Annotated in this window: 19 protein-coding genes and 4 tRNA genes; 15 read left to right on the plus strand and 8 right to left on the minus strand. The window is 68.3% G+C overall.

Translation table 11 applies throughout. The features are described from left to right. The first annotated feature begins 45 nt into the window (after nt 1-45). Nucleotides 46-759 (plus strand): class I SAM-dependent methyltransferase, encoded by a 714-nt coding sequence (locus tag WAT24_RS14905; protein ID WP_336808699.1) that lies wholly within the window; start codon nt 46-48, stop codon nt 757-759. Nucleotides 760-797: 38 nt separating this feature from the next. Next, nucleotides 798-1,649 carry an HD-GYP domain-containing protein gene (locus WAT24_RS14910; RefSeq protein WP_336808700.1) on the plus strand — a complete coding sequence of 284 codons (852 nt, stop codon included), beginning with the start codon at nt 798-800 and terminating at the stop codon, nt 1,647-1,649. A gap of 72 nt (nt 1,650-1,721) precedes the next feature. On the opposite strand, the gene aat is transcribed toward WAT24_RS14910, so the two are convergent. Continuing rightward, entirely contained in the window at nt 1,722-2,447 is a 726-nt protein-coding gene (aat, locus tag WAT24_RS14915; protein ID WP_336808701.1) for a leucyl/phenylalanyl-tRNA--protein transferase, read from the minus strand. Beyond that, complete coding sequence (locus tag WAT24_RS14920) at nt 2,444-3,580, minus strand: GNAT family N-acetyltransferase (protein ID WP_336808702.1); 1,137 nt, start codon at nt 3,578-3,580, stop codon at nt 2,444-2,446. The genes aat and WAT24_RS14920 overlap by 4 nt, the downstream gene beginning before the upstream one ends. Nucleotides 3,581-3,727: 147 nt before the next feature. Between WAT24_RS14920 and serC the strand changes: the two genes are divergently transcribed. The 11 genes from serC (at nt 3,728) to WAT24_RS14975 (ending at nt 12,335) form a co-directional block, all read left to right on the plus strand. Further along, on the plus strand, nt 3,728-4,813 hold the full coding sequence (gene serC, locus WAT24_RS14925; protein ID WP_336808703.1) for a 3-phosphoserine/phosphohydroxythreonine transaminase: 1,086 nt from the start codon (nt 3,728-3,730) through the stop codon (nt 4,811-4,813). Between the two features lie 43 nt (nt 4,814-4,856). After that, nucleotides 4,857-5,945, plus strand: coding sequence for a prephenate dehydratase (gene pheA / locus WAT24_RS14930; protein WP_336808704.1), 1,089 nt, complete (start codon nt 4,857-4,859; stop codon nt 5,943-5,945). Then, nucleotides 5,942-7,264: a 3-phosphoshikimate 1-carboxyvinyltransferase gene (aroA, locus tag WAT24_RS14935; protein ID WP_425605311.1), complete on the plus strand. Its 1,323-nt coding sequence runs from the start codon at nt 5,942-5,944 to the stop codon at nt 7,262-7,264. Before pheA ends, aroA begins: the two co-directional genes overlap by 4 nt. 165 nt (nt 7,265-7,429) lie before the next feature. After that, entirely contained in the window at nt 7,430-8,203 is a 774-nt protein-coding gene (gene kdsB, locus WAT24_RS14940; RefSeq protein ID WP_336808705.1) for a 3-deoxy-manno-octulosonate cytidylyltransferase, read from the plus strand. A 236-nt stretch (nt 8,204-8,439) separates the two neighbouring features. Then, nucleotides 8,440-10,266, plus strand: coding sequence for an excinuclease ABC subunit UvrC (uvrC, locus tag WAT24_RS14945; RefSeq protein WP_336808706.1), 1,827 nt, complete (start codon nt 8,440-8,442; stop codon nt 10,264-10,266). A 49-nt stretch (nt 10,267-10,315) separates the two neighbouring features. After that, nucleotides 10,316-10,930: a CDP-diacylglycerol--glycerol-3-phosphate 3-phosphatidyltransferase gene (pgsA, locus tag WAT24_RS14950; RefSeq protein WP_336808707.1), complete on the plus strand. Its 615-nt coding sequence runs from the start codon at nt 10,316-10,318 to the stop codon at nt 10,928-10,930. Nucleotides 10,931-10,967: 37 nt separating this feature from the next. Further along, nucleotides 10,968-11,043 (plus strand) — tRNA-Gly (locus WAT24_RS14955). A 136-nt stretch (nt 11,044-11,179) separates the two neighbouring features. Next, a tRNA-Gly gene (locus WAT24_RS14960) sits at nt 11,180-11,255 on the plus strand. A 73-nt stretch (nt 11,256-11,328) separates the two neighbouring features. Next, a tRNA-Cys gene (locus WAT24_RS14965) sits at nt 11,329-11,402 on the plus strand. Between the two features lie 195 nt (nt 11,403-11,597). After that, nucleotides 11,598-11,684 (plus strand) — tRNA-Leu (locus WAT24_RS14970). Nucleotides 11,685-11,840: 156 nt separating this feature from the next. Further along, nucleotides 11,841-12,335: a hypothetical protein gene (locus tag WAT24_RS14975; RefSeq protein WP_336808708.1), complete on the plus strand. Its 495-nt coding sequence runs from the start codon at nt 11,841-11,843 to the stop codon at nt 12,333-12,335. Between the two features lie 47 nt (nt 12,336-12,382). Here WAT24_RS14975 and WAT24_RS14980 read toward each other — a convergent pair whose 3' ends face one another. The 4 genes from WAT24_RS14980 to WAT24_RS14995 all read right to left on the minus strand — a co-directional run bounded on the left by WAT24_RS14980 (nt 12,383) and on the right by WAT24_RS14995 (nt 14,454). Then, nucleotides 12,383-12,586 carry a hypothetical protein gene (locus WAT24_RS14980; RefSeq protein WP_336808709.1) on the minus strand — a complete coding sequence of 68 codons (204 nt, stop codon included), beginning with the start codon at nt 12,584-12,586 and terminating at the stop codon, nt 12,383-12,385. A 318-nt stretch (nt 12,587-12,904) separates the two neighbouring features. After that, on the minus strand, nt 12,905-13,261 hold the full coding sequence (locus WAT24_RS14985; protein WP_336808710.1) for a hypothetical protein: 357 nt from the start codon (nt 13,259-13,261) through the stop codon (nt 12,905-12,907). Next, a complete protein-coding gene (locus tag WAT24_RS14990) occupies nt 13,246-13,512 on the minus strand; it encodes a hypothetical protein (protein ID WP_336808711.1) in 267 nt (88 codons plus the stop codon). Before WAT24_RS14990 ends, WAT24_RS14985 begins: the two co-directional genes overlap by 16 nt. Nucleotides 13,513-13,515: 3 nt before the next feature. Then, nucleotides 13,516-14,454 (minus strand): hypothetical protein, encoded by a 939-nt coding sequence (locus WAT24_RS14995; RefSeq protein ID WP_336808712.1) that lies wholly within the window; start codon nt 14,452-14,454, stop codon nt 13,516-13,518. Nucleotides 14,455-14,818: 364 nt separating this feature from the next. Here WAT24_RS14995 and WAT24_RS15000 point away from each other — a divergent pair, with 364 nt between their 5' ends. Beyond that, complete coding sequence (locus WAT24_RS15000) at nt 14,819-15,574, plus strand: hypothetical protein (RefSeq protein ID WP_336808713.1); 756 nt, start codon at nt 14,819-14,821, stop codon at nt 15,572-15,574. Nucleotides 15,575-15,587: 13 nt separating this feature from the next. Here the strand turns inward: WAT24_RS15000 and WAT24_RS15005 are convergent, their stop codons facing one another. Together WAT24_RS15005 and WAT24_RS15010 are read right to left on the minus strand one after the other, a co-directional pair. Further along, nucleotides 15,588-19,019: a plasmid replication protein, CyRepA1 family gene (locus WAT24_RS15005; RefSeq protein WP_336808714.1), complete on the minus strand. Its 3,432-nt coding sequence runs from the start codon at nt 19,017-19,019 to the stop codon at nt 15,588-15,590. Then, entirely contained in the window at nt 19,016-19,240 is a 225-nt protein-coding gene (locus WAT24_RS15010) for a hypothetical protein (RefSeq protein WP_336808715.1), read from the minus strand. Before WAT24_RS15010 ends, WAT24_RS15005 begins: the two co-directional genes overlap by 4 nt. 108 nt (nt 19,241-19,348) lie before the next feature. On the opposite strand from WAT24_RS15010, the gene WAT24_RS15015 reads away from it, so the two are divergent. Further along, on the plus strand, nt 19,349-19,459 hold a 111-nt coding region (locus WAT24_RS15015; RefSeq protein WP_336808718.1), incomplete at its 3' end, for a transposase.

The following is a 19,459-nucleotide window of genomic DNA, read 5'->3' on the forward strand; positions in this document are numbered from 1 at the left end:
CCGGATGCCTGCCGCCCGTCCGCCGGCCCGCCGCCGGGTTCCCGCGTGAGCGGGCCCGAACGCGATCCGGAGCAGGCCATCCTGCAGGCGTGGCAGTGCAATGCCGCGCCCTGGACGCGCGCCGTGCGCGGCGCGGCCATCGCCAGTCGCCGTCTGGTGACCGATGCCGCCATCCTCGCCGCGGTGGCCAGGCGGCGCCCGCGTACCGCAATCGACCTGGGGTGCGGGGAGGGCTGGCTGGCGCATGCGCTGGCCAGGGACGGCATCGCCGTGCTGGGCATCGACGCGGTGCCGGCACTGGTGGCGGCGGCCGAGGCCGGCGGCCCTGGCCGTTTCCGTGTCCTCGACTATGACGCCATCGCTGCCGGCATGCTGGACGAGCGCGCCGACGTGGCGGTCTGCAATTTCTCGCTGCTCGGGGGTGCCTCGGTCGACGCGTTGCTGCGGGCGATGCCGCGGTTGCTGGAACCGGGCGGCGCCCTGGTCGTGCAGACCCTGCACCCGGCCGCCGCGTGCGGCGAGCAACCTTACCGGGACGGCTGGCGCGAGGGCTCCTGGGCGGGTTGCGGCGAAGGGTTCGCCGAGGCTGCACCCTGGTACTTCCGCACCTTCGCCGGCTGGCTGGCCAGCTTCCGCGCGGCCGGCCTGCAGCTGATCGACCTGGTCGAGCCGCTGCATCCGGAGACCGCGCGTCCGGCGTCGGTGATCTTCACCCTCGGTTTGTGTGATCAAGTTCTCGGTGCGGCTGCCGAGTCTTGAGGAGACATTGGATACAACGTCTCGCTGTCGAGGTCGACGTGCCCATCAGCCCGCAGTTCCGGACCGCATTCCTGTACGTGGCACTGGCTGCGTGCTGGATCTGGTTCTCCGACCGTGCGCTCGCCGCGCTGGCGCGCGACCCGGCGCAGCTGACCTGGGCGCAGAGCGTCAAGGGCTGGGTATTCGTCGCGGCCACCGGGCTGATGCTGTACTGGCTGATCGGGCGCGACATCAAGCGCCTGGCCGACATCAACCGGCAACTGGTGGAGGGCCACGAACAGGCGTTGCGCGTGCTGGTCTCGGCGATGGACATCCGCCACAAGGAAACGCGCGACCACTCCGACCGCGTGATGCGCATGGCGGTGGGCCTGGCGCGGCTGGCCGGAGTACAGGGCGAGGCGCTTTGCGCGGTGAAGTTCGGCGCGCTGCTGCACGACATCGGCAAGCTGGCCTTGCCCGACACCATCCTGATCAAGCCAGGCAAGCTCGACGAGGCCGAGATGGCGCAGATGCGCCAGCATCCGCGGATCGGGCGCGAGTTGCTGGAGCAGGTCGACTTCCTGCGCAGTGCGGCCGACATTCCCTACGCCCACCACGAGCGCTGGGACGGTACCGGCTACCCCCGCGGGCTGCGTGGCGAGGCGATCCCGCTGGCGGCGCGCATCTTCAGCATCGTGGACGTATGGGACGCGCTGAGCTTTCCCCGCGTGTACAAGCCCGCCTGGCCGGAACAGGAGGTGCTTGCCTACCTGCGCGACGCGGCAGGGAGCCAGCTCGACCCGCACCTGGTGGAACTGTTCCTGGCCCATTACGGGGAGCTCAAGGCGCTCGGGCTTTCCGGCAGCACGCTGCCCGCCGAGGACGCGCCCGCAGGAGCCGCCCACGCGTAGGGGCGAGCTTGCCCGCGATGCTCCCGATCCTGGCGCAGCACCGAGCCGAAGGCGTCGCGAGCAAGCTCGCGCCTAGCGCAGGTAATCGGCGGCCGGGCGCATGGGCACCGCACGCCAGTTTCCCTCGTCGAACGGTTGCGCGGCGAGCGTGCGCACCTGTGCCAGGAAGGCCTCGCGCGGCATCTCGCATGCGCCCAGGCCGAGCAGGTGCGGGTTGCTCACCTGCGCATCCAGCAAGGGAAAGCCCCAGCTGCGCAGCCAGTGGGACAGCGCGACCAGCGCCAGCTTCGAGCCACCGCTCTGCGCGCTGAACATCGACTCGCCGCAGAACAGCCGTCCCACGCTGACGCCGTAGATACCGCCGACCAGCGCCTCGCCCTCCCACACCTCCACGCTGTGCGCGTGGCCCTGGGTGTGCAGCGCCGCGTAGGCGCCGATCACGGCCGGACCGATCCAGGTGCCGTGCTGGCCCGGGCGCGGCGCGGCGCAGGCCTGCATCACGCGCACGAAGGCCTGGTCCACGCTGACGCGCCAGTCCCGCCCGGCCAGCGCGCGGCGCAGGCTGCGGTTGGCTCTGAGCGACGCGGTGTGGAACACGCAGCGTGGGTCGGGCGACCACCACAGGATCGGCTCGCCCGGGTTGAACCAGGGGAAGATGCCGCGCTGGTACGCGGCCAGCAGCCGCCGGGGCGACAGGTCGCCGCCAAAGGCGAGCAGGCCGTTCGGTTCGGCCAGTGCCTGGCGCGGGTCGGGGAAGCGCTCGGGCGATGCCGGGTCGAGCAGCGGCAGGCGGATCACCAGCAGGCCCCGGCGTAAGGCGCATGGGCCGCGAGCTCGGTCACGTAGTCGTCCATCGCATTCCGTTCGTGCGCAAGCGCCTCGCGTACCGCGCGGCGGAACTGCGGGTGGACCAGGTAATGGCGCGAATGCGTGCGTACCGGAACGAAACCCCGGGCCAGCTTGTGTTCGCCCTGCGCGCCCGGCTCGAAGCACTGCAGGCCACGGGCGATCGCGTGCTCGATGCCGCGGTAGTAGCACAACTCGAAGTGCAGGCCCGGGATCTCCTCGCAGGCTCCCCAGTAACGGCCGTAGAGCGTGCCGTCGCCCTGCAGGAACAGCGCCATGGCGAGCAGGCGTCCGTCGTCCGACGCCGTGGCGACCTGCACGGTCTCGCCCAGCGTGCCCAGGGCCCGGAAGAAGGCCGGCGTCAGCGCGGCATGGTTGCCCTTGGCGTCGAACGTGGCGGCGTAGAGCGCATGCACCTGCCGCCACTCGTCCGCCCCCAGGTCGGTCCCGGCGCGCATGCGGATCGACAGGCCGCGTGCGTCGACGTGTGCGCGTTCCTGGCGGATGTTCTTGCGCTTCTTGGCCTTGAGCGTGGCGAGGAAATCCTCAAAATGCCGGTAGCCTCGGTTGTGCCAGTGGAACTGCACGTCCGAGCGCGCCAGCCAGGCCTCGCCGAAGGCCGCACAGTCGGGCTCCTGCAGGAAATTGGCATGCACCGAGGAAAGCCCCAGCCGCTCCGCCTCGGCACGCATGGCCTCGGCCAGCGCCTGGCGCAGGGCCGGCGCACGTTCGCCGCTGCCGGCGAGCAGGCGCGGTCCCGGCACGGGCGAGTACGGGACCGCATTGAGCAGCTTGGGGTAGTAGGTGCCGCCAGCGCGCTCCCAGGCGCTGGCCCAGCTCCAGTCGAATACGAATTCCCCATGCGAGTTGCCCTTCAGGTACAGCGGCGCCGCGGCGACCAGCCGGCCTTTTTCGTACAGGCCCAGGTGGTGGGGCTGCCAGCCCCACTCGGGCCGGATGCAGCCGGTGCGCTCGAGCGCGTGCAGGAAACCGTGCGAGACGAACGGGTTGGGCCGCGCGCGCAATGCGTCCCAGGCCGTCGCGGGAAGCTCGGCGATGGCGGAGTGGAAGCGGGCGGTGAGCATCGGTGGTGCGAGGGGTCAACCGGGGCGACGGGCGCAGACGGCAAGACTAGCGAACTTGCGTGGCCGACCCAAATGCGCGGAGCGCGCATTGACGCCCCCTTGCTGCACCGCGCCATAATGCGGCTCCCCCAACGAGGAACACATGCGGTGAGCAGGGTCTGGAACTTCAGCGCGGGACCGGCGGCCCTGCCGCAGGCGGTGCTCGAGCAGGCACAGCGCGAGCTGCTGGACTGGAACGGCAGCGGCGCCTCGGTGATGGAGCAGTCGCACCGCGGCAAGCGCTTCATCGCCATGGCCGAGCAGGCCGAGGCCGACCTGCGCGAGCTGCTCGCGGTGCCGGCGGACTACGCCGTGCTGTTCCTGCAGGGCGGCGCCACCCAGCACTTCGCGCAGATCCCGATGAACCTGGCCGGGCCGGACGAAGTCGCCGACTACGTGGTGAGCGGCCACTGGAGCGAGAAGGCCGCCAGCGAGGCGGCTCCCTACCTGCGGGTGAACGTGGCCGCCAGCAGCAAGGACGACGGCTACCTGCACCTGCCTGCGCGCGCGAACTGGCGCCTGGACCCGCGCGCCGCCTACGTGCACTACACGCCCAACGAGACCATCCACGGCGTCGAGTTCCACGACGTGCCGGACAGCGGCGACGTGCCGCTGGTGGCGGACATGTCCTCCAGCATCCTTTCCGCGCGGCTGGACGTGCGCCGCTTCGGCCTGATCTACGCTGGCGCGCAGAAGAACGTCGGACCCTCGGGCCTGGTGCTGATGATCGTGCGCCGCGACCTGCTGGCGCGACCGGGCCGGCCGATGGCGCGCATCTTCCGTTATGCCGAGCACGCGGCGGCCGGCTCCATGCTCAACACGCCCAACACCTGGGGCTGGTACCTGGCCGGGCTGACCCTCCGGTGGCTCAAGGCACAGGGCGGCCTGGCGGCGATGGGCGAGCGCAACCGCGCCAAGGCGGCACGGCTGTACGCCGCCATCGACGGCTCGGGCGGCTTCTACCGCAATCCGGTCGAGCCGGCCTCGCGCTCGCGCATGAACGTGCCGTTCACCCTGCACGACGGCAGGCTGGACGCCGCGTTCCTCGCCGAGTCGGAGGCGGCCGGCCTACTCGCATTGAAGGGGCACAAGGCGCTGGGCGGCATGCGCGCCTCGCTCTACAACGCGGTGCCGCCGGAGGCGGTCGAGGCGCTGGTGGATTTCATGGGCGACTTCGCGCGCCGGCACGGCTGAGGCCGACGATGCATCTGGGTTTGGACTTTTGCTGGACACTCGCATGAACGATCCGAAGGCATCGCTGGCCCAGGTGCGCGAGCGCATCGACAGCATCGACCGCCAGATCCAGGAGCTGATCTCCGAGCGCGCCAACTGGGCGCGCGAGGTCGCGCGGGTCAAGGGCGAGGGACTGTCGGCGATCGACTACTACCGGCCCGAGCGCGAGGCGCACGTGCTGCGCATGGTGGTCGACCGCAACAAGGGGCCGCTGTCCGACGCCGAGATGGTGCGGCTGTTCCGCGAGATCATGTCCTCCTGCCTGGCGCAGGAGGACCCGCTCAAGGTGGGCTTCCTGGGGCCGGAAGGCACCTTCAGCGAGCAGGCGGTGCGCAAGCATTTCGGCCATGCCGCCTACGGCCTGCCGCTGGGCAGCATCGAGGAGGTGTTCCAGGAAGTGGCCGCTGGGCATGCCGACTTCGGCGTGGTGCCGGTGGAGAACTCGGGGCAGGGCATGATCCAGGTCACGCTGGACATGTTCCTCACCTCCGAGGCGCGCATCTGCGGCGAGATCGAGCTGCGCGTGCACCAGTGCCTGCTGTCCAGGGCGGCCTCGCTGGGCGAGATCCGGCGCGTGTTCGCCCATGCGCAGTCGCTGCAACAGTGCAAGACCTGGCTGCGCATCAACCTGCCCGAGGTCGAGTGCGTAGCGGTGAGCAGCAACGCCGAGGCCGCGCGGCTGGCCCGGCACGCGGACGATGCGGCCGCCATCGCGGGCAAGACCGCCGGCAAGATCTACGGCCTCAAGCCGCTGGCCGAAGGCATCGAGGACCGCGCCGACAACACCACGCGCTTCCTGGTGATCGGACGCTCGCTGTTTCCGCCTTCGGGCAACGACCGCACCTCGCTGCTGATCACCGTCAACGACAAGCCGGGCGCCCTCTACGACGTACTGAGCCCGTTCGCCCGGCATGGCGTGAGCATGAACCGCATCGAATCGCGCCCGGCGCATACGGGCAAGTGGCAGTACGCCTTCTTCATCGACGTCTCCGGCCACATCGACGACGCGCCGCTGCAGGCGGCGCTGGCCGACATGGGCCCGGTCGCCACCCAGGTGCGCGTGCTCGGCTCCTACCCGGTGGCGCTGCCGTGAGCGGCGGCGACGGCATCGGGCGCCTGGACTGGATCAGCCGCCCGGCCGGGCCGCTGCACGGCACGCTCGCGGTGCCGGGCGACAAGTCGGTCTCGCACCGCGCGCTGATGCTGGCGGCGCTGGCCGAGGGTGACTCGCGCATCCACGGTTTCCTGGAGGGCGAGGACACGCGCGCCACCGCCGCGGTGCTGGCGCAGCTGGGCGTGTCCATCGAGGCGCCCGCGCCGGGCGAGCGCCTGGTGCGCGGCGTGGGCCTGCACGGCCTGCGCGGTTCGGAGCGGCCGCTCGACTGCGGCAATGCCGGCACGGGCATGCGCCTGCTCACCGGCCTGCTGGCCGGGCAGGCGTTCGACTCGACGCTGGTCGGCGATGAATCGCTGTCGCGCCGGCCGATGCGGCGCGTTACCGAACCGCTGGTGCGGATGGGCGCGCGCATCGACACGCAGGACGGACTGCCGCCGCTGCACGTGCACGGGGGCCAGCGCCTGCACGGCATCCGCTACGAGCTTCCGGTGGCCAGCGCGCAGGTGAAGTCCGCGCTGCTGCTGGCCGGCCTCTACGCCGAGGGCGAGACCGAGATCCTCGAGCCGCACCCGACGCGCGACTACACCGAGCGCATGCTGGCCGCGTTCGGCTGGCCGATCGAGTTCGCGCCCGGTCGTGCGCGGCTCTCCGGCGGCCACGCGCTGCGCGCGAGCGAGGTGCAGGTACCGGCGGATTTTTCCTCGGCCGCCTTCTTCCTGGTCGCCGCCAGCGTGGTGCCGGGCTCGGACCTGCGGCTGCGCGCGGTCGGCCTCAACCCGCGCCGCACCGGCCTGCTGCAGGCGCTGCGCCTGATGGGCGCCGATATCGAGGTGCTGGACGAGCGGCACAGCGGGGGCGAGCCGGTGGCCGACCTGCGCGTGCGGTACGCCCCCCTGCACGGCATCGAGCTGCCGCAGGCGCTGGTGCCGGACATGATCGACGAGTTCCCCGCGTTGTTCGTTGCCGCCGCCGCGGCGCACGGCAGGACCGCGATCCGTGGCGCCGCCGAACTGCGCGTGAAGGAATCGGACCGCATCGCCACCATGGCGGCCGGGCTGCGCACGCTCGGTATACGGGTCGAGGAGGCGCCGGACGGCGCCGCGATCACCGGCGGCACGCTGGGGCAGGGAACGGTCGACGCACACGGCGACCACCGCGTGGCGATGAGCTTCGCCATCGCCGGCCTGGTCGCGCGCGGCGGCGTGCGCATCGAGGACTGCCGCAACGTGGCCACCTCGTTCCCCGGGTTCATGGAACTGGCCAACGGCTGCGGCTTCGCGCTCAAGGCAATCTAGCGCCCCGCTCCGCCGGAAGAGGGCAGGGCGAGGGTGCGGCCGAAGCGGAAAAGCCGTCTCACCCGCCGCCCTCCGGGCGCCCTTCCCGGTGGGCGGGGGGACCCGCGTTGCGCCCGACGGCGTGCCCGATGCTAGGCTCGCCGCTTCCCGACCATGCGCCACGCCATGCCCGCCTCCCCGTCCTTCATCGTCGCGATTCCCGCCCGTTACGGTTCCACCCGCCTGCCGGCCAAGCCGTTGCGCGCTATCGGCGGGGTACCGATGGTGGTGCGCGTGGCGCAGCGTGCCTTGCAGGCCGGCGCGAGCCAGGTGGTGGTGGCGGTCGACGACCGGCGCATCGCCCACGCGCTGGCCGGGCAGGGCGTGGATGTCTGCATGACCCGGCCGGACCACGCCTCCGGCAGCGACCGGCTGGCCGAGTGCGCGGCCCGCTACGGTTGGCCGGACGACGCCATCGTCGTCAACCTGCAGGGCGACGAGCCCTTCGCACCGGTCGCCGGCATCCGCGAGGTGGCAAGGGCACTGGCCGAGGACGATGCGCCGGTGGCGACCCTCGCCACGCCGATCGCCGAGGCCCACGAGCTGTTCGACCCCAACGTGGTCAAGCTGGCGCGCACGGCACAGGGGCGCGCGCTGTACTTCAGCCGCGCGCCACTGCCCTGGGCGCGCGACGCCTTCGCGAAGGGCCGCGAGGCCCTGCCGCCGGACGTGCCGTTCCTGCGGCACATCGGCATCTACGCCTACCGCGCCGGCTTCCTGGCCCGCTACACGGGCCTGCCGCGCACCCCGCTGGAACAGGCCGAATCGCTGGAGCAGTTGCGCGTGCTGGAGCACGGCTTTCCGATCGCCGTGCGGCTGACGCCCGAGCCGTTCCCGCCCGGGATCGATACCGAGGCCGACCTGGAACGCGCCGAACGCTGGCTGGCCGGCCGGGCTTGAAGCGTCGGTCGGACGCCGGGCCGCGCAACCGATGATCCGAGGGCGTGGCTGAAAGGCATCGCGAGCAAGCTCGCTCCTACAGGGGCGCGCGGGAGCGCGTTGCGAGGGGCCGGTCATGCGCCTGCCGCGTCGGCCATCGGTAGGAGCGAGCTTGCGCGCGATGCGCTCGGTCGTGCCACGCCTGTCCGTTCGCCCCCAGTCACGGCGATCCGCGCGGGAACGGCTAGAATCCGTCCATGCAGTCGCCCCAGTCGCCGCCGTTCGACGGCAAGGCCTTCGTCCAGACCCTGACCACCTCGCCCGGCGTCTACCGCTACTTCGACGCCGAGGGCGAGCTGCTGTACGTGGGCAAGGCCGCCAACCTGAAGAAGCGCGTCGGCAGCTACTTCCTCAAGCCGCGGATGGAGCCGCGCATCAACGCCATGATCGCGCAGATCGCCCGCTGCGAGGTCACCGTGACGCGCACCGAGGCGGAGGCGCTGCTGCTCGAGTCGCAGCTGATCAAGTCGCTCAAGCCGCGCTACAACATCCTGCTGCGGGACGACAAGAGCTATCCCTACATCTATCTCTCCGGCGGCGAGGACTACCCGCGCCTGGCCTTCCACCGCGGCGCCAGGAACCTGCCCGGGCGCTTCTTCGGGCCGTTTCCCAGCGCCTACGCGGTGCGCGAGAGCCTCAACCTGATGCAGAAGCTGTTCAAGGTGCGCCAGTGCGAGGACAGCTACTTCCGCAACCGCTCGCGCCCCTGCCTGCAGCACCAGATCGGGCGCTGTACCGCGCCCTGCGTGGGCCTGATCGGCGTCGAGGACTACGCCGCCGACGTGCGCCACGCGCAGATGTTCCTGGAGGGGCGCAGCAGCGCGGTGATCGACGAGCTGGCCGCCTCGATGGAGCAGGCCGCCATGGCGCTGGACTTCGAGCGTGCCGCCGCGTTGCGCGACCAGGTCGCCGCGCTGCGCAGGCTGCAGGCGCAGCACCACGTGCAGGGCGCCAGCGCCGACATGGACGTGATCGCCTGCCGCATCGAGGGCGGCATGGCCTGCGTCAGCGTGCTGTTCTTCCGCAACGGCATCAGCCTGGGCACGCGCGACTTCTTTCCGCGGCTGCCGCTGGATGCCTCGCCGGCCGACCTGCTGGGCCAGTTCGTGGCGCAGTACTACCTGGACAAGCCGGTGGCGCGCGAGCTGATCCTGGGCGAGGCGGTGCCGGACCAGGCGCTGCTGGCGCAGATGCTGGGCGAGCAGGCCGGGCACACGGTGGAGATCAAGTCCAGCGTGCGCGGCGAGCGGGCGCGCTTCCTGCAGATGGCCGAGCGCAACGCGCAGGCGTCGCTGACCTCGCGCCTGGCCAGCCGGCAGACCCTCGGCGCGCGCTTCGACGACCTGCAGAAACTGCTGGAACTCCCGGTGCCGCCCCGGCGCATCGAGTGCTTCGACATCAGCCACACGATGGGCGAGGCGACCGTCGCCTCCTGCGTGGTGTTCGGGCCCGAGGGGCCGGAGAAATCGCACTACCGCCGGTTCAACATCGCCGGCATCACCCCGGGCGACGACTACGCCGCCATGCACCAGGCGCTGACCCGTCGCTTCCGCAAGGTGGCCGAAGGGCAGGGCGCCAAGCCCGACCTGCTGCTGATCGACGGCGGCGGTGGACAGGTGGCGCAGGCGCTCGACGTGCTGTCGGGACTGGGCGTGGACGGCATCGAGGTGGTGGGTGTCGCCAAGGGGCCGGGCCGGCGTGCGGGCGAGGAGACCCTGATGCTGGCAAGCTCGGGCCGCGAGATCCACCCGGGCCCGGCCTCGCCGGCCCTGCACCTGGTCGCGGCCGTGCGCGACGAGGCGCACCGCTTCGCCATCAGCGGCCACCGCAAGCGCCGCGAGAAGGCGCGCGAGCGCAGCGTGCTGGAAGACGTGCCCGGCATCGGCGCGCGCCGGCGTGCGGCCCTGCTCAAGGCCTTCGGCGGCCTGGCCGGGGTGGAGGCCGCGGGCGTGGAGGAACTGGCCTCGATCAAGGGGATCGACCGCGGCCTGGCCGAGCGCATCTACGCGACTCTCCACGGATAGCTCGCATCCGCTCGTGCGACACTGGTGTGACCCCTCGACGGAAAGGATCATGCGCATCAATCTCCCGACCTGGCTGACCCTGTTTCGCGTGGCCTTGCTGCCGGTGATGGTGGTGGTCTTCTACCTGCCGTTCCGCGGGCACAACCTCACCGCCGCCGTCGTGTTCGTGCTCGCCGCGGTCACCGACTGGCTGGACGGGTACTTGGCGCGCCGGCTCAACCTCACCTCCGCCTTCGGCGCCTTCCTCGATCCGGTGGCGGACAAGCTGATGGTGGCGGTCACGCTGTTCCTGCTGGTGGAATCGCACCGCGGCGGCTGGCCCGGCATCCTGATGGCGGTGACCGCGGCGATCATCGTCGGGCGCGAGATCAGCATCTCCGCGCTACGCGAATGGATGGCCGAGATCGGCATGCGCGCCACGGTCAAGGTGGCCTTCATCGGCAAGCTCAAGACCGTCATGCAGATGGTCGCGCTGGTCGTACTGATCCTGCAGCACGAGAAGGGCGCCGAAGCGTTGCGCCTCTACCACATCGGCGAGGGCCTGCTGGTGATCGCCGGCGGACTGACCATCTGGTCGGGCCTGTACTACCTGCGTGCGGCCTGGCCGATGCTGCGCGGCGAGCCGCCCAGGCAGCCTGGCGCGGGCAAGGGTGCAGAGGCTTGACGGGTAGGTTTTCGCCGCTAAAATGCGCGGCTCCGATGCGGGAATAGCTCAGTTGGTAGAGCACGACCTTGCCAAGGTCGGGGTCGCGAGTTCGAGTCTCGTTTCCCGCTCCAGTTTTCTCCCCAAGCCCCGGCCGATGGTCGGGGCTTCGTCGTTTGGGAAGCCCGTGCAGGCGCATCGAGCGCCTGCACGGATCGCGCTCGAGGTATTCACATTCGTCCCCGTTCTGCTATGCTTTCCGACTCCGGCGCGGGAATAGCTCAGTTGGTAGAGCACGACCTTGCCAAGGTCGGGGTCGCGAGTTCGAGTCTCGTTTCCCGCTCCAGTTTTTCCCGAAACCTCGGTCCACCGGGGTTTTGTTTTTTGAGCGGACCGCGGCGACGCGCTCCGTGCGCGATGGCCAGGTGGCAGAGTGGTCATGCAGCGGCCTGCAAAGCCGTGTACGCCGGTTCGATTCCGACCCTGGCCTCCATTGCGCGACAAGCAAAAGCCCGCCATCGGCGGGCTTTTTCGTTGGGTCGCGGCCCCCGCAGGAGCGAGTTTGCTCGCAATGCCTTTGCTCGTCGCCTGGACCGGAGCATCGCGAGCAAGCTCGCCCTGCCTCGAGCGGCACGACGGAATGCTACGATGCCTCCGCTTCACGCTTCGGCCCTGCGCCGCAGCCCGAGCCCGGATGGCGAAACTGGTAGACGCAAGGGACTTAAAATCCCTCGGCCGCGAGGCCATGCGGGTTCGATCCCCGCTCCGGGCACCAACAAAATCAAACAGTTGCGTGTTTGCGGGTGCTTTCCGGTGCCGCTGGTGCCGTAGATGTTTGCCGCATATTTGCCGTTTGCGGTCCCGTCCATTGAGACCGTCTGCACGTATTCTTCACAAGCGTCTAGACGTGGCGCTTTGTGAGGACAACGGAATGATGATCCTAGAATTCGGCAAGCCGGCTGTCTGTAAGCTGGCCACGCTGGCCCCTATGCAGTTGTTCGTTCACGGCAAGGGCAGCGCGCTGTCGACAGCAATCTTCATCGAGGGCGGGCAAGGCGCTCTTTGGCTCAACCTATCGGGCGAAGCTGCCTTTCAGTTCGGCGAGGTGAAGCTTGTGCCAGGCGCGGGCTACAACGTCTTGGCTATGCGTCCGCCTACCCCTCTAAAGGTGCTTGTGGACCCTTCAAGTGGCGTAGACCCCGCAAAAGCTGCACCGGGACAACTACTGATAAGTGGGGACTATGGCCCCTGCATCGCAGGGAGTTGGCCCAAGAACGACAGCGAGACCAACAGCCTATCCCTTCAGCATGGACACGTGGTTGAGGTGACCCACCCACTTTTCGCGTTTGAGTCGTGGTCGCTCGGTTACGAGGCTTCGGACGGGGGGTGGGTGGACATCGTGTCCCGTGAGAAACCTTCTACCTAGTAAGACAACGCCGGCAGGAGTTGCCGGCGTTGACTTAATTCTTTGATTCAGTCCGTCGCCCTGATCGTTTGCACCTGACGTGGGGTCAGATCGAACAGCCAGGCCGTGTGATCTACGCGGGCGCCGTGTGCAAGCATCCGGCGCACGGCCGTGTCGCGAAAGCGCAGGTAGACGCCATGCCCGAGCGCCAGCCATAGGGTTTCACCGCTAAAGGCTCGCGCCATCTTTGCCGCGTCGTCGTGGCCTAGCATTTCTTCCAACCGTGAGCCACCCACGTGGTCAGGGTGTGGAACGTAGATGCAACCCCCGCGACCGTGCCTTCCCACGCTGCCTTTCGGGCGGGGTGTAGCGGCCATTCCGGCGAGTTCCAGGGCGCGCGTTCGGCCGATCACCTCCGCAACCTCACGCAGGGATTCGGGCAGGTCGTAGTTACCACCAGCCATGACCGCGCACAGGATGTAGGCGACGCTTAGCGCGCCGTTTGAGCGTGGTGTTCGATGGAGTGCGCTTCGGCTTGGGTTGGGCCTCGGCCAGCTTTGGGCGGAACAGGAAGGCGATAGCGCGCGCCATCATTCCTTTTCCCTCGGCGTTGCCCAATCGCGAACCCAGGAACGCCGTTCTGTCACGCGCTCCGGCTCGATGGCAGCCTGCACACGGGCGCCGAGATAACGCAGCATCCGTTGCACCTGCTTCAGGTCCAGTTCCGGCCACAGGCGCCCGATGCGACGCTCCGCTTCCTCGGGGGAGTAGATGAAATTTTGGCGTGGCCCCAGCCATACGACGACGCGCGGGCCGTCGTCAGGATCGCAGGCGCGAGGAAAGAGGCGCGCACTGCCCAACACAGTGCGCGCCTCCGCCTCAACGGCAGCGTTACCGTTGCCGTTGCCACCACCCACCATCGAAAAGCGTTTCAGGAAACCGAACACGCGTGCGCCTCCAGGTAACGGAACGCCGGGCGCGTCGCTTCCAGGCGTGCGGAAAGCGCGCGCATGACGGTCAAGGCTTCCTCGTCGATCAAGCCGGCCGCCTTGGCGCGTTGGAACGCCTCGGAAGGCGACCAGGGAAAGGCGCCTAGGTCATGGGACAGCACCACCCAGCCCAGCCCTTGGGCCTGAAGGCGGGGCGCGATGATTGCTTCGCGCGCCGACCGCATTGCCGCTTCGAAAGCTGCACTCATGGCTTACGCGCCCACAGCCCAGAAGAAGCCGGGGGCCGGCAGGAGGGCTTGCGCGGTGAGGAAGCACGTCACCGCCAGATTGCCGGCGGCGTCACGGCGCTCGACGTGCAGTGGCATGTCGGCATGGATCGCCACGGCGGCGCGGTCGAATGCACCGATGAACGACCCAGCGGCGTCGGCAGTCAGTTCGGCGGGGATACCAGCAGCACGCAGACTGCCGCCTGCATCCACCGTTGCGCCGGTGCCGGTCGTGCCAATCAGGGCGCGCAGTTCATCGAACCGCACGCCGGCAGTGGCGGCAGCGGCCAGGGAGAAATCAGCGAGCGCGGCACCGGCCAGCGCTTCCAACAGGATGGCATCCGCCGCGCGCGCCACGCCAAGCACGACGGCGGTAAGCAGTTCGGCCCCCAGCAGTTCGCGGTCGACGTTTCGTTGCATGCTGCGCGGCACTTCGATTCGTACCGCGCGCGAGGCCACGCCGCTGAAGTCGATTGCTGCACTGCTGATCGGCGCGGGCGACACCGCCACGTCTGTATCGTCGGCCACTGCGCTGAAGCCCGCCGGCTCGATCACGTCGAACGCGCCCGGTATGCGCTGCACGATGATTTCGCCGGTGCGTCCTGTCGCGTTGGCGCTATCCGGTTCCCCGCGAACGATGATAACGGTGCCTGCTTGCGCGACACGCGAGGCGCGGGCAATGGCCGCATCCAGGGGTAGGGTTTGACCGCCAGGAGCGGCGAACGGAACCCGTACGATGGTGCCGTCTTTCCCGATCAGCGCCGGCAGGTGGTCGGCGCCCAAGCCGAGAATTGCCGACACGGCCGCCGGCTTTGGAATGAAGGCGGTCGCTTCGGTAAGGCCGGCGGGGACGTGTGCGACGTGAGGCTGGGCAAGCTTTGCGTTACTCAGCAAAGCGGCTAGATCGAAAGCGCGTTTGGTCATGGCGGGAAAAGCCCTTGGGTGATGTCGCGGGCAATGGTCCCTGTCCAGAGCGGCTATTTCCTCGGGGGCGATTTCCGCCAATCGATTTCGCCATGTTCACGGCTATTCATGCCGACGAACGGTCGCACACGAACGAGCACGCACTTTCTTTCTTCTTCATCGCACTGTTACACTGGAAAGCCTTGTGGCGCTTGGCTTCGCGGGCATCGTTCGCGCCGCATGGGTAGTCGTAAAACTGAAATCGGGAGGGCACTCACATTTGAATCCACGAGGTGTGGTGACGCCCGCGTTACCCTAGGGGGCAGCACAGTACCTTTGACCTATGGGGGGGCGCATGAAGCTATGTCGGTTGTGCGGGCGCACGGTGCCAAAGCTCGCCAAGTGCCATGTCTATCCGGAATCAATCAGCGCTGAGTTAGGGGGCGAAGCGCGGGCGCTTGTGACTATGTCACTGGAAGGCGGTGGCCGTTCGTCCTACGCGAGGGCCGGAATGTATGACAGGGAAATAGTCTGTCCGAGCTGTGAAGAGCTGTTCAAGGACGCGGATGATTGCGCGATTGACTTCCGGCGTCGGGTGTTGGGCTGGGTGCCGCCCTATCGTTTTCTTCCTTACCCTGACGCAACTATTAAGTTGCCTATTTTTCCAGGCGACAGCCGGCTGCTCCACCAATTTGCCGTGCAATCCTGGTTAAGGGCTCACCTTAGCAATAGGTTTATCGAAAAGGAGAACAAGAATAGTGATTTGGAGCGCATCATCGCCAAAGCCATTCTCGATAAGTCGGAAACGATAGATCTTGGCATCCAGGTAGCTTATGTGTTTGATGTCTCGCCATTCGGTCGCTTGATGATGAATCCGATTTCTCACACGGCCGTGTTTCCTATGTACGAGCTAGCGATGGGGCGCATGACAGTCTTGATAGCCTCGACCGATAAAGGTTTGCCGCCAGGTTTTCGAGATATAGCTCTAAATGGCACTAATGAAGCGCTGGTTTATCGTACGCGCCGATTTAATGATATGCGATTGGACATTTTCGCTGAATTCTATTCCAGCAACAGGGAAAAGGTTGACCGCATGTTTCAAGCTGCTCTTTATAAAGGGAAGCGGAAGGCGGCCGTCTAATAGCCCGGAATCGTCAAGCCGCCAGCCGCTCCGACCACTGCGCCCACAGCGTACCGATACGCGGGAGGCGAGCCACGGCCTTGCCGACGGCCGCCAGGTCTACGGAGCGCCCCAGCAGCGCCACGACAACCGGAACACGAACAGCCGCCGTCGCATTGCGTACGTTCCGAAGCGCTGCCCATCGGGCAGTGCGTTCCCACGATTCGGCGGTGACTTCCTGCCATCGGTTGCGGGCACCTTTACCCCCACATGGGGTGTAATCCTCTAAGGTAGTTACACCCGATGTGGGGGTGGCAGAACCTTCGCGCCGCCGCGTTTCCAGTCCCAACCGCTCCAGGATTTCGCCAACTTCGCGAGCGGGGTAGGCAGGGAAAGGGAACGGCTTGTCGCCCATGTCGCGCGCCCACTTCGCCGGCACAATGCCTAGATAGGCCAGCAGGAACCGCCGCTCGATCACGCGCTGAACGATCGCTCGCGCCATGTCCGGCGTTATGCGCAACCCCGGCGCCAGGTCGACGCCATCGAACAGCGCCTGATAGGCCAGCACGCGCGCGCGCCCGAAGCGATGCAGCGCCAGGTCGCTGCCGTGGTGGTCGCGCATGTCGGCGCGCCCCTCCGTCGCAGCCGTGAAGCGGTCCCATTGGCGCGGGCCGCGCCCATCGTCCCAGGCGGCCAGGGTGTCGGCGTCCAGCGTGTCTACGCCGCAGTCGCGCTTGATCCGATGCCGTAGCAGCGCCACGCTTTCGGCTTCGGTGCGGTGCGGATCATCGCGCAGGCGCATCGCTTCGGCTTCGCTGATGTCTGGCGCCTGTAACAGCGCCTGTTCCCGTTCCTCGCGTAGCTGCGCCCGAAGTTGCTTCAAATCCAGCACCAGGCCATCAGCCGCCGTCAGGGGCATGCGCTCCACCGCGAACCGCTGGTGTTCCAATGCCCACCACAGGCCGGCGGCGAAGTCGGCGCGGTGGCGTGCGTCGCTCGCCTCTATATCGGCAATCAGGCGATCAAAGTCGCTGGCGTCGGCCACGCTCAGGCGTTCCAGCGTTGCGGCGCCCTGCATGCCCGTCAGGATGGCGTCGGGGTTGTCCACGTCGCGGTGGTTGTTCGGTGTAACGGCAACCGTCCAGGCGCGCAGGTAGCGCACACGCCGCAGCATTTGCAAGGCGTCGGCCGGCGTGATGGTGGCGCCGCTCGCCAGCAGCATGCCGTGATCGAACCTCGGGCCGGCGTCGCGGTGTTCGATGGACAGCCCCGACGAAATCACGCCGGTATGGATGACGGCCTGGTACTGCCGGCTCACAGCTTCCGGGTCGCGCCAGAACGCGGCTTGTTCGGCGTTCTCGCGATTGTCGCCGTGGAGCAACAGCACGCGCGCGCCATCGGCAGACAGCACGCGCGATGCTTCGATGGCGCGGGATTTCTCGGCGCACGCGATCCATAGGCGTTTGCCTTCGGATAGCAGCGCCAACGCCTCGCCGTAGGCAGCGGCCAGCGCCTCGGGACCGAAGCCGAATCGCACGGAAAGCCCCTCATCGCGGTTCGGAACTTGGATGATGCGGAAGCGCTCGCCAGGGCGACAGGCCTCCAGGAAACGCACGGTTCGGTCATCCATGCCGGCGTCTGCGCCGATGATGCAACGGGCGCCGCGTACCAGTTCGCGGAGCTGGTGAAACACGTCGGGCCGCGTCTTGCCGTCGGCCACGGTCACGCGCGACGCCAGGCTGCGCAGCACTTGGGCGATTTCATCCACGAACACGAAGCCGGCTTCACCCACGATTTGCGCGTGGTCGCCCTTCACGATGGACGGTAGGCAGGTCGCCAAGGCATCGACGCGCCACGCATCCATGCCGGCTACGTCCTGGTAATGCTCGCACCCAAGAACGCGCGCCAGTTCGGCGACCAGGCTTTGCCTGTGGCAGGTCGCCAGAAAACGCCCGTTCTGGCGGCTGGCCCAATGGGCAAAGGGACGGCCGATGCGCTGCGTTTTGCCGCTGCCCATCGGCGCCTGCACCAGCATAACGCCGCGATACTCGGCAGCGGCAAGGGCGGGCAGGGCGTCGTGTGCCTCTACGTCGTGCGTTGTCATCGCTTCCGGCGTGATGGTCAGCGCCGACAGTGCCCGACGGCGACGCCATTCGACGATGCGCGCCAGGGCGCACCGCATGGCGTCCAGCGTCGCGGGATGGATGTAGCGCCGCACGGCATCCAGCACCTGGTCTAGCGTCAGCAGGACGGGCACACGCATGGCAAGGCGTCGACAGATGGCCCACGCGAGCGCTGCCGCATCGGCGGGTTCGGCGGTGCGCTGAAGTCGATTCAGCCAGGCTTCCTCACGGCCGGACAGTTCCACGGCCGGCAGCGCGTAGGGTCGCGCGAACACAGGGAGCCGCATCGTTCGCAGCAGTGCGCCGGTGTCGTCCAGGCCGCACCGCGCGGCGTGGTCGTTCCAGTCGTCGCCTTCGGTTGGGGGAGCGATGTACGGCAGTCCGGTTGCTTTGGCGCCTTTCTGGCCGGCGCCGTTCCCGTCGTGGTCGGCAGCCACGGCGAATAGATCGCCGGCCAGCGCCGCAGCCACGGCGGCAAGGTTGCCCGCGTCGAAGGCGACAACCGCCGGGGTACCGTCGGCCGCGTGTACGGTTGCGGCCGTCGCGAACCCTTCGGCCAGCCAGGCGGGGCCAGCGCCGCCGATCCGGTAGGACAGGCCGCGTTTGCGCCCGCCGGCCAGGAATCGTTTTTCGCCATTCGGGGCGATGCGTTGCAGATTCCACAGGTGCCCGCGCTCGTCATGCATGGGCACTAATAGATCGCCAGCGCGCACCGCGAGGGCGCGGGGCATCCATTCGCCGCGCTCTACGTTCCACAGGCGCGTGCGCATGTCGGCTGTAGCGATGCGCACGCCATGCGCCTGCACGGCTTTGCGTGTTAGGTAGGGGTGGCTGTCGTCGGCAGGTGCCGCTGAGGCCCATGCCGAGGCCGCAGCGTCAGCGGCAGCAGCATGTGCGGCACGTTCGCGCTCAGCATCCTGAGCGGCGCGCGCGTCAGCTTTGGCCCGCTCGCGCTCGATGCGCTCAGCGTAGGCGGCGCGATCCGCCATTGGCGCGCTACCGTCGCCGGCGCGGAACTGTTGCCAGGCAAGATCACGCGGCTTCCATCGAACAGCAATCCCGCCGCGTTTAAACGACTTGAACGTGATGCAGGGCCAGGCCGTGCCGTCGGCATCCGCGTCAATGGACGCGATGCAGAATTGCCGCTGATCTTTGCGGCCATTAATGTCCGGCAAGTAATGGCGTCGGCCGTCCAGGTCCGGGGGCGTGGCGAGTAGGGCGCCAACCTCAGCAGCGGCGGCCTGTGCGTCGGCGAAGAACTCGCGCAAGGCGTCGGCCGGGGTCGGCCAGCGCGCTGCCACGTAGTCGACGAACCGACGCGCACGAAGTGCGCGTGTGGTCACCGGGTCGCGACCCCCGCCATGCTGATGGCATCCAGGGTCAGGCGTTCGGCGTCCAATCGGTCGAACGGGAAGGCGACGGGCCATGCAACGCGCGCGAAGCTGTGCAACCGCTCGGCTGTAAGGGCCGGGTCTTTGCAACGGCGCGCGGATGCAAGCGCGAAGCGCCAGGCGCTGGCGAGGCGATGAGCGTTCAGTTCGCCGGTGGTGGCGAAGTTGCCCATACGGGGCGCCCAGCAGAGCATGGAGCAACGGCGGGCCTCGGTAATCCCCCCGCCCATTAGCTGACCCCAGAAGTGGAATTTTCTCGTAGTCTTTCCCGAGGAGGTTCCATGAAGAAGTCTCGCTTCACCGACAGCCAGATCATCGCCGTACTCAAGCAGGCGGAGGCCGGCACGCCCGTACCGGAGCTTTGCCGCGACCACGGCATCAGCTCGGCGACG

It is taken from the genome of Fulvimonas yonginensis, from assembly GCF_037137055.1.
GTDB lineage: Bacteria > Pseudomonadota > Gammaproteobacteria > Xanthomonadales > Rhodanobacteraceae > Frateuria_A > Frateuria_A yonginensis.

Bases quoted from the DNA above. Each gene is read 5' to 3' on its own strand.
- WAT24_RS14920 (WP_336808702.1), bottom strand. From the start codon at position 3,580: ATGCTCACCGCCCGCTTCCACTCCGCCATCGCCGAGCTTCCCGCGACG.
- pheA (WP_336808704.1), top strand. From the start codon at position 4,857: ATGAACGATCCGAAGGCATCGCTGGCCCAGGTGCGCGAGCGCATCGAC.
- kdsB (WP_336808705.1), top strand. From the start codon at position 7,430: ATGCCCGCCTCCCCGTCCTTCATCGTCGCGATTCCCGCCCGTTACGGT.
- uvrC (WP_336808706.1), top strand. From the start codon at position 8,440: ATGCAGTCGCCCCAGTCGCCGCCGTTCGACGGCAAGGCCTTCGTCCAG.
- pgsA (WP_336808707.1), top strand. From the start codon at position 10,316: ATGCGCATCAATCTCCCGACCTGGCTGACCCTGTTTCGCGTGGCCTTG.
- WAT24_RS14975 (WP_336808708.1), top strand. From the start codon at position 11,841: ATGATGATCCTAGAATTCGGCAAGCCGGCTGTCTGTAAGCTGGCCACG.
- WAT24_RS14980 (WP_336808709.1), bottom strand. From the start codon at position 12,586: ATGCTAGGCCACGACGACGCGGCAAAGATGGCGCGAGCCTTTAGCGGT.
- WAT24_RS14990 (WP_336808711.1), bottom strand. From the start codon at position 13,512: ATGAGTGCAGCTTTCGAAGCGGCAATGCGGTCGGCGCGCGAAGCAATC.
- WAT24_RS14995 (WP_336808712.1), bottom strand. From the start codon at position 14,454: ATGACCAAACGCGCTTTCGATCTAGCCGCTTTGCTGAGTAACGCAAAG.
- WAT24_RS15010 (WP_336808715.1), bottom strand. From the start codon at position 19,240: ATGGGCAACTTCGCCACCACCGGCGAACTGAACGCTCATCGCCTCGCC.